Raw genomic sequence first — 15,794 nt, forward strand, 5'->3', positions numbered from 1 at the left:
AGAACGAACCCCAGGACCCGGCCCCTCTGGGGGCAGCGGAGGAGGCCGGTGCGATCGGCCTCGACACGCGGGGCGCGCGGCGTCACGCGTCCGACGGGACTCCGTGCCGGTCTCCCGCCGCCAGCGCGAGCGCCGTGGCCGGATCCCCGACCGGCTGTCCCGACGGCGTCCAACGGCCGGACTCCTCGCGGTACGGCCACCACCGGCCGTCCCGTCCCAGGCGGATCTGGACCGGAGCACCCGCCACGGTCCACCGGTTGCGGGACTCGACCAGAGAGGGCCGCTCGCCCTCGTCCCAGGCGCTCGCCAGTGCGGCACGCGCGCGGGCGAGTGCGTCCCCCTCCACGGTCCACTCGTCCTCGAGCACGGACAGGGCCGCCACACCACCCGCCTGCCAGGCACGCACCGCGAGCGTCAGCCCCCGCTGGTCCCGCCCCGATCCAAGGGCGAGCCGCTCGGCGACCGGCGCGTCCGGAGCGGCAGCCGCGAGACGGACGGCGTCCTGCTCCGGTGTCAGTTCCTCCTCGGGCGGCTGCGATCCGTGGCCCGGCGCGACCGCCCGGACCAGCAGCCGGTACGCCTCGGCCGCCGTCGCCCCGGCCAGGAACTCCAGGGCTGCCGGGTCGACACCGGGTGCGGGAGCGGTCCCGGTCTCCAAGGACGGCGGCCGTCCGGGCCCCGCGGGAGGTGCGGGAAGCGAGGGCAGGGGCGGCAGGATGTCACCGGCCGCGTACGCCTCGGCGGCGGATTCACCCCGGTGAGGGGAATCCGGCCCTCCCTGGGACCGCCGTCCGGCGGGCAGGCCGGGTGCGTCGGCGCCGCCGTCGCGATCGCCGCGCCGTTGGAGCTCGTCGAGCAGGGTCCGCTCGGCGCGCCCGCGCAGGAGCAGCAGGGTGAACGGGTCGTGGTCCAGCAGACGTGCCATCTGGTAGCAGAGCGCCGAGGTGTGCCCGCAGTGGTCCCAAGCCCCGCAGTCGCAGTCGGCCTCCAGGTCACCGAGCCCGGGGAGCAGGTCGATGCCGGCGTCCGCCGCCTCCTCGACCAGATGCGCCGGTATCTCGCGGTCGAGGAGCGCCGCGACGTGTCCGGCCCGTTCGGCGGTCATGTCGAGGAACCGGTCCCACTGTTCGTCGGCCAGTTCCTGCAGCAGGACGTCGGCCCGGTGCGTGCTGTGATCGCGATCCCGGACGACGGCGGTGATACGCCCCGGACGCACCGACACGGCCCCCACCGCCCCCGCGCGCGCGAGCCTGCGACCCGCCTTGAGCTGCTGGGAGTCCAGTGCAGCGTCCTCCAACGCCTTCACCCACGCGCGGCCCCACCACGTGTGCGCGAAGCCCTGCCCGTGCGGGGCGGGCAGCGCCGCGAACGTGCGCTCCTCGGCGGAGTCCGTCATCGCGCTTCCCCTCGCAGTTCCACCAGCTCGGCCAGTTCGGTGTCGGTCAGTTCCGTGAGGGCCGTCTCGCCGGCGCCCAGCACCGCGTCGGCCAGCCGCTGTTTGCGTCGCAGCATCTCGGCGATGCGGTCCTCGATGGTGCCCTCGGCGATCAGCCGGTGCACCTGTACGGGCCGGTCCTGTCCGATGCGGTACGCGCGGTCGGTGGCCTGCGCCTCCACCGCCGGATTCCACCAGCGGTCGTAGTGCACGACGTGCTCGGCGCGTGTCAGGTTCAGGCCCGTGCCGGCCGCCTTCAACGACAGCAGGAAGACGGGGACGTCGCCTTCCTGGAAGCGCCGGACCATCGCCTCCCGCGCGGTGACGGGCGTCCCTCCGTGCAGGAACTGGGTCGGTACACCACGGGTCGCGAGATGCCGTTCGATGAGGCGCGCCATCCGTACGTACTGGGTGAAGACCAGGACACCCGCGCCCTCGGCGAGGATCGTGTCGAGCAGTTCGTCCAGCAGTTCGAGCTTCCCGGACCTGCCGGGAATCGTCGGCGTGTCCTCCTTGAGGTACTGCGCCGGGTGGTTGCAGATCTGCTTCAGCGCGGTGAGCAGCTTCACGATCAGGCCGCGGCGCGCCATGCTGTCCGCGCCCGAGATCTCCGCGAGAGTCTCGCGCACCACCGCCTCGTACAGCCCCGTCTGCTCCGCCGTGAGCGCGACGGCGCGGTCGGTCTCCGTCTTCGGGGGCAGCTCGGGAGCGATGCCCGGATCCGACTTGTGGCGTCGCAGCAGGAAGGGGCGGACCAACCGGGCGAGCCGCTCGGAGGCGGCCGGATCCTGACCGCCCTCGACGGCCTGCGCGTACCGCGTGCGGAAGGAGCCGAGGCTTCCGAGCAGGCCCGGGGTCGTCCAGTCCAGGATCGCCCACAGTTCCGACAGGTTGTTCTCCACCGGGGTCCCGGTGAGCGCCACGCGCGCGCGTGCTCCGATGGTACGCAGTGCCCTGGCCGTCGCCGAGTAGGGGTTCTTGACGTGCTGCGCCTCGTCGGCGACGACCATGCCCCAGGGCACCCCGCCGAGCCGTACCGCGTCGAGCCGCATCGTGCCGTACGTGGTGAGCACGAACTCCCCGGCCGCCAGGTCTTCGAGGCCGCGCAGAGCGCCGTGGAAGCGGCGTACCGGTGTGCCAGGGGCGAACCTCTCGATCTCGCGCCGCCAGTTGCCCAGCAGGGAGGCCGGGCAGACCACGAGCGTCGGACCGGTGGTCGCCTCCTCGGTCTGCCGGTGCAGATGCAGAGCGATCAGCGTGACCGTCTTGCCGAGGCCCATGTCGTCGGCGAGACAGCCGCCCAGCCCCAGGAAGGTCATCCGCGCGAGCCAGCCGAGACCGCGCAGCTGGTAGTCCCGCAGGGTGGCGTCGAGCGTGGCGGGCGGGCCGACGGGCTCCTGCGACTCGGGGTCCGCGAGCCGCTCCCGCAGCGTCGCCAGCCACCCCGTGGGCTCCACGTCGACCCGGTGGCCCTCGACCTCCGCGGAGCCCGTCAGGACGGCGCTGAGCGCGTCGACGGGCGTGACCTTGCGGTCCCGCAGCGCCTGGGCACGGCGCACCTCGTCGGGGTCCACGAGCACCCACTGGTCGCGTAGCAGCACCATGGGACGGTTCGTCTCGGCGAGCAGGTCCAACTCCTGCCGGGTGAGCTGCTGATCGCCCAGCGCGAACCGCCAGTCGAAGGCGAGCAGCGCGTCCGCGGACAGGTACGACGGTGTGTCGGTCGACAGCCTCTCGGGTCCCTGCCCCTCGTCGGACGGACCGACGACCGCGCGGGCGGACAGTCCGCGTGCCAGTTCCCGCGGCCAGTGCACGTCGACGCCGGCCGACCCCAGCAGGCGGACGCCGTCGCCCAGGAGCTCGGTCACCTCCTCGTCCCCGAGGTCCACGGCGTCCGGGACCGCCGCCGCGAGCAGCGGAGCGAGCGGGGGCCAGGCGTGAGCCGCCCGGCGCAGGGCGAGCAGGACGTCCGTCCGCGCGCGTGGGCCGAAACCCGGCGCACCGGACCAGACCGCGGACGCGTCCGTGACGACGCCCGGATCGCTCACCCGGTGCACTTGCAGCACCCCGCGGAACGACATGGGCGGGCCTGTCGCCCCGACCGTGGTCAAGCCCGGGATCTCTACGCGCAGGGAGACGCGTACACCCGCGTCGTGCCCCGCGGCCACATCCGCTGCCCAGGCGCGCTGCTGCGGCACATGCTGAGGCTCCGGAGCCGCGAAGGCCGGACCGCCCGCGGCGAGCGACGCGGCGGGGGAGCGGGGCAGCGCGTCGGCCACCGCGTCGAGAAAGGCGCGCAGCAGCCGCTCGGGATCGGGCAGCCGCGGTGGCGTGAGGTCGCCGACCGGAACGGCGCGTGCCTCGGGTGGCATCGCGGCGGCGAGTTCACGCACGCGTTCCAGGTCGTCGGCGCGCAGCGGTCCCGCGCGCCAGGCGTCGTGGTCGTCGGCGGTGAGTCCGGGGAGCAGCAGACCGCGAGCGGCGAACTGGAGGGCGAGCACGGACGCGGCGCCCCAGAACGCGGTCGCCCGGTGTGCCCGCGCGGCGGCACGCGCGCGTGTGAGGACCGGCAGCGCGGCCCGGACGGGCAGTTCGACGGCCGGCACGGTCACCAGCTCGACGCCGTCGCCTCCGGGCAGGACGACGGTCAGCTCCCGGGCGGTGCCCGGCGCCACCGTCGGAGGGGCGTCTCGCGCGGGACGCCAGAAGGCGACCTGGCCGGCGCGCGCGGGTTCGGCGGGTGTGAAGACGGCACAGCAGCGGGCCAGTTCGGAGATCTCGGCGGGTGTGGCCGCAGGAATTCTCTGCACGGCGATGAGCATTCCTCAAATTTGACTACTGGGTCGGAGTCGCCGAGGGTACAGGACTTCGCGCGCCCGGGCGGACATGGCGTCGCTTCGAGACGCGGGATCGCCCCCTAGGGGTGCGGATAACCCCCCGGTACGGGCGGGGGGTGCCTCCGTACGTATCCGGGTGATGGCGCCATGGCTGCGGACGGGTGCCGATTCGTACGTTTCATCAGGTCAGCCCATGCCCGAGAGAAGCGGAGACCCACCATGCCCGACACCGCCGCAGCCGTCGTGGAACACCCTGCTGAGGCAGACGTCGGGCAGTCCCCGGGAAGCGAGTTCGCGCCTCTCCTGCGCGTCGTGAGGGAACAGGGTCTCCTGGAACGACGCCGGGGCTGGTACACGCTCACCATCCTCGTGAACGCGCTCTTCCTGGCGGCGATCGTGTCCGGCGTCGTCCTGCTCGGCGACACGTGGTGGACGACGCTCCTCGCCCCGCCGCTCGCCGTGTTCTCGGCCCGGACGGCCTTCATAGGCCACGACGCGGGCCACGCGCAGATCACCGCCGACAAGAAGGCGGGTCGTTCGATCGGACTGATCCACGGCAACCTCCTCCTGGGGATGAGCTACGGCTGGTGGAACGACAAACACAACCGCCACCACGCCAATCCCAATCACATCGACAAGGACCCCGACGTCGTCGCCGACGTCCTGGTGTTCACCGGGGAGCAGGCCGAGAAGCGGGTCGGTCTGCGGCGCTGGCTCACCCGCAACCAGGCGTGGCTCTTCTTCCCGCTCACCCTCCTGGAGGGTGTCGCGCTGAAGGTCAGCGGCTTCCGGGACCTGCGCAGGCAGGCGCCGCGCGAGCGGGTGGTGGAGGCGCTGCTGCTGGTGGCGCACGTCGTGGCCTACGCGACGCTGCTGCTCACCTCCATGTCCCCGGGCAAGGCACTGGCCTTCGCCGCACTGCACCAGGCACTCTTCGGCCTGCACCTGGGAATGGCCTTCGCGCCGAACCACAAGGGCATGGAGATGCCGGACCCGGACGGAGAACGCTGGGGCCATCTGCGACGCCAGGTGCTCACCTCACGCGACGTCCGTGGTGCGGCCCTCACCGACTGGTTCCTCGGCGGCCTCAACTACCAGATCGAGCACCACCTGTTCCCGAGCATGCCCCGGCCCCATCTGAGGCGCGCGCAGCCGCTGGTACGGGCACACTGCCGGGAACTGGGTATCCCCTATGCGGAGACCGGGCTCGTCGACTCCTACCGGCAGGCCCTGCGCCACATGTACGAGGTCGGTGAGCCGCTCAGGACCGGGCAGCCGCGCTAGGACGGGGCACGTTCCGGAGTACTCGGGGGTGAGTAGGGGGGCGCCTCAGGGATGTCTCAGGGTCGCGCACTGGAACGGACGAGGACGCGCACCCGTTTTCACGACAGAGAGCGGCAGTAGCCGCGAAGGAGGCGACACATGTCGAAGAACGCGAAGATCGCCGTAGGAGGTGTGGCCGTCGGCCTCATCCTGCTGATCTGGCTGCCCTGGTGGGCCGCCTTCCTGATCGTGGTGGGGGTGCCGGCGGCCGCGTACCTGACGCTGGACCCCTCGCAGCGGCGTCGGCTGCGCCGCATCACCCGCAAGGAGCTCGGCCGCTGAGGGTCGCCGGCCCGGCGTGACCGGGGCCGGCTCACGGGAGGAGACGGTTCGTGCTGCCGCTCGCGGGACCGACGGGAGCACGTCTCCCGCGCGGGTGGCACGCACCGTCCGCGGTGGTCGCGCGGCACGGTCGCTCAGCTCGGGCGGACGGCCATCTTGTCGAGTGCTTCCAGAAGACCGGGCAGCTCCGGGCCGCGTCCGACGGGCAGGACCTCGCCCGGTTCGTCGTCCAGCAGGACGAACGCGATGTCGTCCGTTCTGGCGACCATGGACCAGCCCGGCCCGTCCGCCCGCAGGGTCCGGGCGTCGCCGGTGGCGAACGACGAGCGGACACGCCCGAGCGGCGGCGGCGTGTCCACGTAGGACCGCGCCTCCGCGAGCACCCGGCGGATTCCCTTTCGGCCGCCGTCCTCGCTCCCGGACTCGTCCGGAGAGGCGCTCTCGCCCCGCGGCCCGTCCAGAGCCTCGTCCTGGCTCTCGTCCGGGCTTTCCTGCTTCGACTCGGCCCCGCTGCTCGCCGTGACGAACTCGTCGTCGTCGATCTGTTCCCGCCACGTCGCCCACTGGAGGGCGATCTCGTCGGCGCCGAGACGCCGTTGGGCCGGCCCCCAGTCCGTGGTGTCCGGCGGCCTCAGCGCCGCCCGCTCGGTGAGTTCGGGAGCGGGGTCGTGCGGGGCAGGGACTCCCGGCGCCGCGACGGCGACCGCGAGCGGCCAGCCGGGCAGCGCGCAGACGACCGTCCGCTCGTCGGGGGACAGCTCGTGCTCCATACCGCAGTCCCAGGACGCGATGGCGACGGCGACCAACGACACGTCGTCGATGACGACCGTCCACCGCGCGCCGTCGCCGTCCTGCCCGAGCACGATCCCGTACCCGTCGGCCAGGGGCGCCAGGTCGAGCGCGGCGCAGGCCTCCGGGTAGTCGTCACCCAGCACGCTGGGGAACTTCGCGGGCGTCAGCAGCACCGCCGTCAGCACATACAGCGCATCGTCGTCCCCGGTGGCGACGGCGTCATCGTCCGTCCCAGACATCCCAACCTCCCCATCGCTACGTTCGTCGGCGCACCCTAGTGCGACCGGAAGCCGCTTGTCACGGGTCCGAAGACCACGCGGAGCTGCAGGTATCCGGCTGGACAGGGGCGAAACGACCGTCGCGGGTCACCGGCCCGTCAGCCGGTCGGCAGACCCAGCAGCGTCCGCGCCACGGTACGGGGTGACTCGTCGCGCTCGCGCGCCAGGGCGATGACGGCACGGCAGGCCAGTTCGTTGACCCCGAACGACAGAGCCTCGGGCGACACCCAGGCCGCCGCCTCATCGATCCGTTCCTGGTCGTCCTCCGCGCACGCCGACACATAGGCCGCGGCCGCTTCGAACAGGTTGTGCGCACGCCTCTTCGGGCGCTGCTCCTCGGGGCGTCCCTCCACGGGCTCCCGGCCTTCGGCCGTCCGGGCCGTCCCGGCCGACCCGGCCGTCTTGGAGTCCCACCACACGCGGAATCTGGTGACCATGCCGGACATCGCGCCGCCTTCCCCTGCGGGGCCGTCATCGCTGACCGTTCATCTGCTGCTACTCAACGTAGAGTTGAAGCCTCGGAGGCAGAAGGGGGACGGCACGGTGAAGCGCTACGCGCGACTCGAACAGATCCGGCGGATGGACCCGCGCGCGGAGGCGTCGGAGATCTACCGGCTCACCTCCGCCCACGAATTCCCCTGGGACCTCACCCGCGCCCTGGAACTGGCCCTCTTCCGCACCTACGCCGTGCCCGGCATCGGGCGGCTGCTCGCCGAGACGGCGGAACTCACCGACCGCACCCAGAAGCGCTACGACGACACCGCGCTGCTTCTGGATGCCGTCGTCGAGCACGGTTTCGACTCCGGGGAAGGACGCACCGCGATCCGCCGCATCAACGCGATGCACCGCGGCTACGACATCAGCAACGCGGACATGCGGTACGTGCTCTGCACCTTCGTGGTCGTCCCCAGACGATGGATCGACGCCTACGGGTGGCGCAGGCTGTCACAGCACGAGGTCGTCGCGTCCGCCGTCCACTACCGCACCCTGGGGCAGCGCATGGGCATCGAGGACGTCCCGGAGACGTACGAGGAGTTCGAGGCGTGTCTCGACGCCTACGAAGAGGCCCATTTCGGGTGGGACGCGGGCGCGCGCCGTGTCTCCGACGCGACCCTCGACCTGATGGCCTCCTGGTACCCACGTCCCCTCGCGCCCCTGCTGCGCGCCTCGACGCTCGCCCTGCTCGACGAGCCCTTGCTGCGGGCGTTCCGGTACGAACCGCCGGGCCCCGTCACCCGCGCCCTGGTCCGCCGGGCGGTACGGGCTCGCGGCCGTCTGGTCCGGCTGTTGCCGCCGCGCCGGACCCCGCACCACGCCCGGCAGAACCGGGAGATCAAGGGCTACCCGAACGGCTACCGCGTGGCCGACCTTGGCACCTGGCCGGTACCGGGCGTGCGCGGCTGCCCGGCCTCACCCGGTCCACGCGTCGACTGAGCCGATCCCGGCCCGCGGCCTTCACGGTTCGGGTGTGCCCGAGGTTTGCGCGGCGGTGAGGACGCCGCGCTTGAGGGGACCGTCCAGATCCTCGGCGTACGAGGGCCGGTCGCAGGCGAGGCTCACCGGCCCTTCCAGGAACGCGAGCCGGCGGCAGCGGCATGGACGTGTACTTGGAGGGAGTACGTCGAGAGGGGCGGCCACGCGCGCGTGCCCGCCAGCACCTCCGGTGGAACAAGCGGCGAACGGGACGACAGGAAAGAACTGGAGGCGTCCGGTGTGCGTGTGGTGAAGATTCCGGGAGTGGGTCACGACACCATGTTCGACACCCGGGACGCCTCGTCGCGGAGATCGCCGCAACGGCCTGAGGCTCAACTCCTTTTCACGGCGAGAGCCAGGAAGCGTGCGTCCTCGTCGACGTACGACGTCATGTCCCAGCCGGATCCCGCCAGCAGAGGACGCAGATGGGACTCCGCGCGCAGATCCTCCGTCGTGATCCGGCGACCCTGGCGGGCCGCGAGCGCCGCCCGGCCGATCGGATGGAACAACGCCAGCGTGCCGCCGGGACGGACCACCCGCGCCAACTCCCGCAGATTGGCCTCCGGGTTCGGGAGGTGGGCGATGAGGCCCGCGCCGAACACGGCGTCCAGCGACGCGCTGCGCAGCGGCAGGGCGGCGACATCGGCGAGCAGCAACCGCCCCACGCGATCCCGGCCGGCCCGTACGGCGGCCGTCAGCATCGCCGGGGTCAGGTCCACCCCGATGACCGTCCCGGAGGGTCCCACGGCCGCTCGCAGCGGAGGCAGGGCGCGCCCGGTGCCGCAGCCCGCGTCGAGCACCCGGTCGCCCTCGCGCAGGCCCAGTTCAGCCGCCGCCGCCGCGTAGGCGGGCCCGTCGTCGGGGAATCTCGCATCCCAGTCGGCGGCGCGCGCGGTGAAGAACTCCCGGACGTGTGTGTGGTCGTCGCTCATGCACCGCATGATCCCGCACCGACACGAAGGACGACGCTGCGCACACGTTCGGGCGGGACGCGATCGGCTGCCTGTCCATCTGCGTCATATTGCAACACCTTTCGAAATGCACCCCCCTTGTGCGCCCCGGGTCGGGCTAGCGTCCGTGGGCCATGGGACACCTGGACCACGCCTCTTTCGGCTGGCTGACCCCCGTGCTGTCGTACGCGATGGCCTGCACCGGCGCCGCTCTCGGGCTGCGCTGCACGGTCCGCGCGCTCGGCGCCACCGGACGCGCGCGCCGCAACTGGCTCCTCGCCGCCGCCTCGGCGATCGCCACCGGCATCTGGACGATGCACTTCGTCGCGATGCTCGGCTTCAGCGTCAGCGGCACGGAGATCCGCTACGACGTCCCGCTGACCATCCTCAGTCTGCTCGTCGCCCTCGTCGTCGTCGGCGCGGGTGTCTTCGCCGTCGGCTACGGCCGCGGCCGGGGACGTGCGCTCGCCCTCGGCGGGCTCACCACCGGGCTCGGCGTCGCGAGCATGCACTACCTGGGGATGGCAGCGCTGCGCCTGCACGGTTCGGTGCGCTACGACCCGATGCTCGTCGGGCTCTCGGTGGCGATCGCGGTGGTCGCGGCCACCGCGGCGCTGTGGGCGGGCCTCAACATCAAGTCACCCGTCGCGGTCGTCGGCGCCTCGCTCGTCATGGGAGGCGCCGTGAGCAGCATGCACTACACCGGCATGCTGGCGGTGAGCGTCCGCGTCAGCCCCTCCGCGACCGCCCTTCCCGGGGCCGCGGTGATGCAGTTCGTCTTCCCCCTCGCCGTCGGCCTCGGGTCCTATCTATTCCTGACATCGGCGTTCGTCGCGCTGTCGCCCACGGCTCGCGAGCGCGAGGCGACCGCGGCGGCCCAGCGGCCGGTCGGGAGCACCACCCACTAGCCACTTCCCGGTGCCGGGCGGACCCGCCCGGAACGCCCCGATCATCGAGTGAGGAGGCCATGCGTACACCCCGTACAACCCCCGCACCCGGCACCGAGTCGCCGTCCCGCACTCCGGCGCGGGGCCGCCGTGCCCACGCCCGACCGCCCGCCGACGAGTACGGCGACCTCGACGAGGACGCCCGCGCGAGGGAGGGCGGGACAGCCTCCCGGCCCGACGCGGTCCCACGACGCGCGGCTCGATGGAGTCCGCGTCCCCGCACCGTACGGGCCAAGATCATCTGCCTGTTGATGGTGCCGGTCGTCTCCCTGTTCGCCCTGTGGGCGTACGCCACGGTGACCACGGCCCAGGACGTCGCGCGACTGAGACAGCTGCAACGCGTGGACTCCATGATCCGTGTGCCGATCGACGCCGCCGTCACCGCGCTGCAGACCGAACGGACGGTTTCCGTCCGGTACGCGACCGACCCTCGATCCGAGCGGCGGGGAGACCTCACGACCCTCGCCGCGCGCACCGACCGCGCGGTGGCGAAACTACGGCTGGGCGACCAGAACACCGTCGCCGACGGAGCCGACCTGCCCAACGGGGTGGCCGGCCGCCTCGGCTCCTTCGTCACCGCGGCGGAGAACCTGCGCACACTGCGCGGCGCCGTACGGGAACGCCGGACCGGCTGGGACGACGCCTACGGGGAGTACACCAAGGTCATTTCGTCGGCCTTCGCCGTGACGGGCGCCCTCACCAGCGTCCAGGACCCGGGTCCGGGGTCCGAGGCGCGCGTGCTCCTCGAGTTCTCCCGGGCGGGCGAGGCACTCGCCCAGGAGGACGCGGTGCTGTCCGGCGCACGGCTCGCGGGCACGCTCGACGGTCGACGGCTGCGGCTGTTCACCGAGGCCGTCGCCACCCGCCGTGCACTGACCGACGCGTCCGTAGTGGACCTGAGGGGAACCGAACAGGCCTTCTGGCAGGACCTCATGAGCGGGAGCGCGTACACGGACGTGGGCGCCGTCGAGGACCGGGCGCTCGCGTCCCGACCGGGGGCCGCCGCCCTCGCCGCCGCGCCGGAGACGGACTGGAACGCGTCCCACGCGCGCGTACGCGACGCCATGCGCACCATCGGGGCCGACGCGGGCCGAGGCGTCGAAGGCCGCGCCTACCCGTTGACCCACGGTCTGCGGACGCCCGCCGGCGCCGCCGTGCTGTTCGGGCTCGCCGCCGTCGCCGCGTCACTCGTCATCTCCGTGCGCATCGGCCGCGGTCTGGTCGTCGAACTGGTGGCCCTGCGTAACAGCGCCCTAGAGATCGCCCGGCGCAAACTCCCCGACGCCATGCGCAAACTGCGCGCGGGCGAGGAGATCGACGTCCGGGCCGAGGCGCCGCCGGGGCCGCCCGCCGAGGACGAGACCGGTCAGGTCGCGGAGGCCCTGGGCACCGTCCACCGGGCCGCCCTGCGTGCCGCGGTCGAACGCGCGGAACTCGCGAGCGGCATCTCGGGGGTCTTCGTCAATCTCGCTCGCCGCAGCCAAGTGCTCGTGCATCGCCAACTGAGCCTGCTGGACAGCATGGAGCGCCGGTCCGACGACCCGGACGAGCTGGGCGACCTCTTCAGGCTCGACCACCTCACCACCCGTATGCGGCGCCACGCGGAGAACCTCATCATTTTGTCGGGCGCGGCTCCCGGCCGGGCCTGGCGCCTGCCGGTCCCGCTCACGAACGTGGTCCGTGCGGCCGTGTCCGAGATCGAGGACTACGCGCGCGTGGAGGTGCGGCAGTTCCCGGAGACGTCCGTCGTCGGCGCCGCCGTCGCCGACCTCACCCACCTCCTGGCGGAACTCGTGGAGAACGCCGCGCAGTTCTCGCCGCCGCACACCCATGTCCGTATCACCGGCGAGGCGGTCGGCAACGGCTTCGCCCTGGAGGTCGAGGACCGCGGCCTCGGCATGGGCAAGGAAACGCTCGACGAGGCCAATCGGCGCATCGAGGAGACCGAGACGCTCGACCTGTCCGACAGCGACCGGCTCGGTCTCTTCGTGGTCAGCAGGCTCGCCGCCCGGCACGACATCAAGGTGCATCTGCGGACCTCGCCCTACGGAGGCACCACCGCGGTCGTGCTCCTCCCTACGGCACTCCTGCAGGCGGGTTCGGCGGAACGGTCCCCCAGTGAGGCGGACACCGAAGGTCCCAAGGAACGGGGGTACGCGCGCGTGCCGGCGGCCCCCGAGAGCGAGACCGTCCTCCAGGCGCCCGTTGAGCGGCCCGTTCTCGTGGCCCCCGTGCGGACGTCCGCTGAGGCCCCCGCGGGCCCGGCCCCCGAAACACCGCCCCCTGGAGTCACCGCCTTGCGGCCGCACCGCCCTCCGGAGGATTCGGACGGTGACGACAGCCTTCCCAGGCGCGTACGGCAGGCCAGCCTCGCACCCCAACTGCGCGAACAGCGCCCCGAGGAGCCGGTGCATGTGCCCGGTCCCCGGCGCGAGGACACCCGCACCCCCGAACTCGTACGGGACCGGATGACCGCCTACCGCGACGGCTGGGCGCGCGGCAGCGGCCGGACCTCCGGTCCCGGCGGCACCACGGCCCCCGACGCGGGTGGCGACAGCGGCGAAGGAGACCCCGCATGATTCAGGACCCGAGCCCGCGGGCCGCCCAGAGATCCGGCGAACTCGACTGGCTGCTGGACGACCTGGTGCTCCGTGTGGCCGAAGTACGGCACGCGGTGGTGCTGTCGAACGACGGGCTGGCGGTGGGCGCCTCCACCGGTCTCCTCCGCGCAGACGCCGAGCATCTGGCCGCCGTCGCCTCCGGATTCCACAGCCTGGCGAAGGGCGCGGGCCGTCACTTCGGTGCCGGAGGCGTTCGCCAGACGCTGGTCGAGATGGACGACGGCTTCCTGCTCGTGGCGGCGGCGGGCGACGGCTCGTGTCTCTCCGTCCTCACCGCCGCGACCGCCGACATCGGGCTGGTGGCCTACGAGATGGCACGGCTGGTCAAACGGGTCGGCGAACATCTCCACGCACCTCCGCGCGCGGCTTCCCAGCCACCCGTCGCCGGATCCGCCGAGGAAGGCCGATACGGATGAGCGAGGGGACGGCGGGCAGCCAGTGGTACGACAACGAGGCAGGGCCCCTCGTCCGTCCGTACGCGATGACGGGCGGCCGCACCCAAGCCGGGCCCACGGGGGCGCACTTCGACCTGATCGCCCTGGTGACCCTCGTCACGGACGCAGCCGACGCGGACGACGACTCGTTGCTCGGGCCGGAGCACCGCCACCTCATCGACCTGTGCCGGACCGAGACGCAGTCGGTCGCCGAGCTCGCCGCGGACACCGACCTTCCGGTGGGTGTGGTCAGGGTGCTGCTGGGCGACCTGCTGGAACGCGGTCGTATCACGGTCAGCCGCCCGGTGCCGCCCGCGCAACTGCCCGACGAGCGGATCCTCCATGAGGTGATCGCAGGGCTGAGGGCGCTCTAGATGAACGATGTCGGCCCGGCCCGTAACCGCTTGCGCCCACTTCCGGGCGCCGAACAGCCGAGAGACGGTCGCAACGCTCCATTTGTGGTCCGTTCCTTCGCGAGGGAGCCGCAGTTGCCATGATGCTGACTTCACCCACCCGCAGACATGTACCGAACGCACCGAAGCGCCCGCCCCGCACCTGGGTCCCGTCCCATCGTGCGCGGACGGGTCACGCCGACCTGTGTCGGCACTCCCGAGGGAAGTGATCGATGGTCACCGAGAACTCCGACGCCTCGGCCGCCGAGTCGTCCGCGCTGGCCCTGAAGATCCTGGTCGCCGGCGGGTTCGGCGTGGGAAAGACCACCCTGGTGGGCGCGGTCAGCGAGATCCGACCGCTGCGCACCGAGGAACTGCTCAGCGAGGCGGGCCAGTCGGTGGACGACACCGAGGGGGTGGACCGCAAATCCACGACCACCGTCGCCATGGACTTCGGCCGCATCACCATCCGCTCCGGCCTCTCCCTCTACCTCTTCGGCACCCCCGGCCAGGACCGGTTCTGGTTCCTGTGGGACGAGTTGTCTCTGGGCGCGCTCGGCGCCGTCGTCCTCGCCGACACCCGGCGACTCGAGGACTGCTTCCCGGCGGTGGACTACTTCGAGCACCGGCACATCCCGTTCGTGGTAGCCGTCAACTGCTTCGCGGGCGCCCGGGCCTACGGAGCCCAGGACGTGTCCCGCGCCCTCGACCTCGACCGGGGCACGCCGGTGGTGCTCTGTGACGCCCGTGACCGCGATTCCGGGAAGGAGGTACTGATCCGCCTGGTGGAGTATGCCGGGCGGGTGCACACCGCCCGACTGCTCGACTCCGTCGGCTGACACCGGGGACGCGGGAGCCGTCGGGACGCCGGAGACACCGCGTTTCATGGACGTCTGCGGAACTCACGGACGAGGGGCCCAGGGGGCGTTGTCCGGGGCACGCGGCCGTCGCGTCGAGGCGACGCCCGCGTACCCAGCGAGGGGCGTGGTGGCGCGGTGCCCCGGCGACTCGACCGGAAGGTACCGCTCTCACCGTGGGCCCGATCCGAACGACTCCTCGCTAGCCCGCCAACGCGGAGAAGGCGACGGCCTTGTCGATGCGTACGCGGACGAGGAGTTCACCCGGCACACCGTTGCGTTTCCCGAACTCCTCGGCCCGGTCCTCACCCATGTAGCGCCCACCGATGCGGGCGGCCCACTGACGCAACTCCTCCGGATCCTCGGACAGTTCGGCCCGTCCCTCCAGCACCACGAAGGCGAACGGAGGCCGGTCGTCGTCCACGCAGAGGGCGACTCGGCCGTCACGGGCCAGGTTCCGTCCCTTCACCGTCTCCTTCCCGGTGTTGAAGACCAGGTCGTCGCCGTCCAGCAGGAACCAGATCGGTGCCACATGTGGGCTGCCGTCCGCCCGGACGGTCGACAATTTCGCGGTGCGGGTCCCCTCAGAGACGAAGGCCCGCCATTGCTCGTCGGTCATCTTCTGTGCCATGCCACCATCCTCCTTGCCCGGAGGGCGGCCGTGGTGAAGGCTGGCTGGTCGAATCCTCCGCACAGGAGGAGTCACCACACGGGGAGACGGACATGGAGCAGAACACAAAACTCGGCTGGCTGCTGGACGATCTGACCGAACGGGTCGAACACGTGCGCCATGCGCTGGTGCTCTCCAACGACGGGCTGGTCACCGGCGCGAGCAAGGGACTTCGGCGCGAGGACGCCGAACACCTGGCGGCGGTCTCGTCGGGTCTGCACAGTCTGGCCAAGGGCTCCGGCCGGCACTTCGGCGCCGGTCAGGTACGCCAGACGATGATCGAGTTCGACGAAGCGGTGCTCTTCGTCACCGCGGCGGGCGACGGCAGCTGCCTGTGCGTCCTCAGCGCCGCGGAGGCCGACATCGGTCAGGTCGCGTACGAGATGACCCTGCTGGTGAACCGTGTCGGTGAACACCTCCGAGTGGACACACGTCAGCCGGAACGATCACCTACACGGGACTCCTGACCTGCGAGGACGTGCCCGCCGTGGAGTTATCCACAG

At 72.1% G+C, this 15,794-nt stretch carries 15 protein-coding genes; 9 read left to right on the plus strand and 6 right to left on the minus strand.

Features of this window, described 5'->3' with window-relative positions:
- Nucleotides 1–82: 82 nt before the first annotated feature.
- A complete protein-coding gene (locus tag OG776_RS35215; RefSeq protein ID WP_329323128.1) occupies nt 83–1,396 on the minus strand; it encodes an SWIM zinc finger family protein in 1,314 nt (437 codons plus the stop codon).
- Entirely contained in the window at nt 1,393–4,245 is a 2,853-nt protein-coding gene (locus tag OG776_RS35220) for a DEAD/DEAH box helicase (protein WP_329323129.1), read from the minus strand. The genes OG776_RS35215 and OG776_RS35220 overlap by 4 nt, the downstream gene beginning before the upstream one ends.
- A 246-nt stretch (nt 4,246–4,491) precedes the next feature.
- Here OG776_RS35220 and OG776_RS35225 point away from each other — a divergent pair, with 246 nt between their 5' ends.
- Both OG776_RS35225 and OG776_RS35230 read left to right on the plus strand, forming a co-directional pair.
- Nucleotides 4,492–5,556, plus strand: coding sequence for a fatty acid desaturase family protein (locus OG776_RS35225; RefSeq protein WP_329323130.1), 1,065 nt, complete (start codon nt 4,492–4,494; stop codon nt 5,554–5,556).
- A 138-nt stretch (nt 5,557–5,694) separates the two neighbouring features.
- The gene (locus OG776_RS35230) at nt 5,695–5,877 is read left to right on the plus strand and encodes a hypothetical protein (RefSeq protein ID WP_329323131.1); all 183 of its coding nucleotides are present in this window, start codon (nt 5,695–5,697) and stop codon (nt 5,875–5,877) included.
- Between the two features lie 134 nt (nt 5,878–6,011).
- On the opposite strand, the gene OG776_RS35235 is transcribed toward OG776_RS35230, so the two are convergent.
- Nucleotides 6,012–6,908 carry a hypothetical protein gene (locus tag OG776_RS35235; RefSeq protein ID WP_148008079.1) on the minus strand — a complete coding sequence of 299 codons (897 nt, stop codon included), beginning with the start codon at nt 6,906–6,908 and terminating at the stop codon, nt 6,012–6,014.
- 137 nt (nt 6,909–7,045) lie between these two features.
- A complete protein-coding gene (locus OG776_RS35240) occupies nt 7,046–7,384 on the minus strand; it encodes a hypothetical protein (protein ID WP_261994424.1) in 339 nt (112 codons plus the stop codon).
- Nucleotides 7,385–7,490: 106 nt separating this feature from the next.
- Between OG776_RS35240 and OG776_RS35245 the strand changes: the two genes are divergently transcribed.
- Nucleotides 7,491–8,381 carry an oxygenase MpaB family protein gene (locus tag OG776_RS35245; RefSeq protein WP_187285518.1) on the plus strand — a complete coding sequence of 297 codons (891 nt, stop codon included), beginning with the start codon at nt 7,491–7,493 and terminating at the stop codon, nt 8,379–8,381.
- 371 nt (nt 8,382–8,752) lie between these two features.
- Here the strand turns inward: OG776_RS35245 and OG776_RS35250 are convergent, their stop codons facing one another.
- Nucleotides 8,753–9,352 carry a class I SAM-dependent methyltransferase gene (locus OG776_RS35250; protein ID WP_148008080.1) on the minus strand — a complete coding sequence of 200 codons (600 nt, stop codon included), beginning with the start codon at nt 9,350–9,352 and terminating at the stop codon, nt 8,753–8,755.
- A gap of 152 nt (nt 9,353–9,504) precedes the next feature.
- Between OG776_RS35250 and OG776_RS35255 the strand changes: the two genes are divergently transcribed.
- The 5 genes from OG776_RS35255 (at nt 9,505) to OG776_RS35275 (ending at nt 14,603) form a co-directional block, all read left to right on the plus strand.
- Nucleotides 9,505–10,278: an MHYT domain-containing protein gene (locus OG776_RS35255; protein WP_329323132.1), complete on the plus strand. Its 774-nt coding sequence runs from the start codon at nt 9,505–9,507 to the stop codon at nt 10,276–10,278.
- A 59-nt stretch (nt 10,279–10,337) separates the two neighbouring features.
- The gene (locus OG776_RS35260) at nt 10,338–12,896 is read left to right on the plus strand and encodes a sensor histidine kinase (protein WP_329323133.1); all 2,559 of its coding nucleotides are present in this window, start codon (nt 10,338–10,340) and stop codon (nt 12,894–12,896) included.
- The gene (locus OG776_RS35265; protein ID WP_148008083.1) at nt 12,893–13,354 is read left to right on the plus strand and encodes a roadblock/LC7 domain-containing protein; all 462 of its coding nucleotides are present in this window, start codon (nt 12,893–12,895) and stop codon (nt 13,352–13,354) included. Before OG776_RS35260 ends, OG776_RS35265 begins: the two co-directional genes overlap by 4 nt.
- Nucleotides 13,351–13,746 (plus strand): DUF742 domain-containing protein, encoded by a 396-nt coding sequence (locus OG776_RS35270; RefSeq protein WP_148008084.1) that lies wholly within the window; start codon nt 13,351–13,353, stop codon nt 13,744–13,746. The genes OG776_RS35265 and OG776_RS35270 overlap by 4 nt, the downstream gene beginning before the upstream one ends.
- Before the next feature lie 251 nt (nt 13,747–13,997).
- Nucleotides 13,998–14,603: a GTP-binding protein gene (locus OG776_RS35275; protein ID WP_148008085.1), complete on the plus strand. Its 606-nt coding sequence runs from the start codon at nt 13,998–14,000 to the stop codon at nt 14,601–14,603.
- 220 nt (nt 14,604–14,823) lie between these two features.
- Here the strand turns inward: OG776_RS35275 and OG776_RS35280 are convergent, their stop codons facing one another.
- Entirely contained in the window at nt 14,824–15,252 is a 429-nt protein-coding gene (locus tag OG776_RS35280; protein WP_148008086.1) for a PPOX class F420-dependent oxidoreductase, read from the minus strand.
- A gap of 92 nt (nt 15,253–15,344) precedes the next feature.
- Between OG776_RS35280 and OG776_RS35285 the strand changes: the two genes are divergently transcribed.
- Entirely contained in the window at nt 15,345–15,758 is a 414-nt protein-coding gene (locus tag OG776_RS35285) for a roadblock/LC7 domain-containing protein (protein ID WP_148008087.1), read from the plus strand.
- Nucleotides 15,759–15,794: the final 36 nt, after the last annotated feature.

The sequence above is a fragment of the Streptomyces sp. NBC_01689 genome, from assembly GCF_036250675.1.
Taxonomy (GTDB): Bacteria; Actinomycetota; Actinomycetes; order Streptomycetales; family Streptomycetaceae; genus Streptomyces.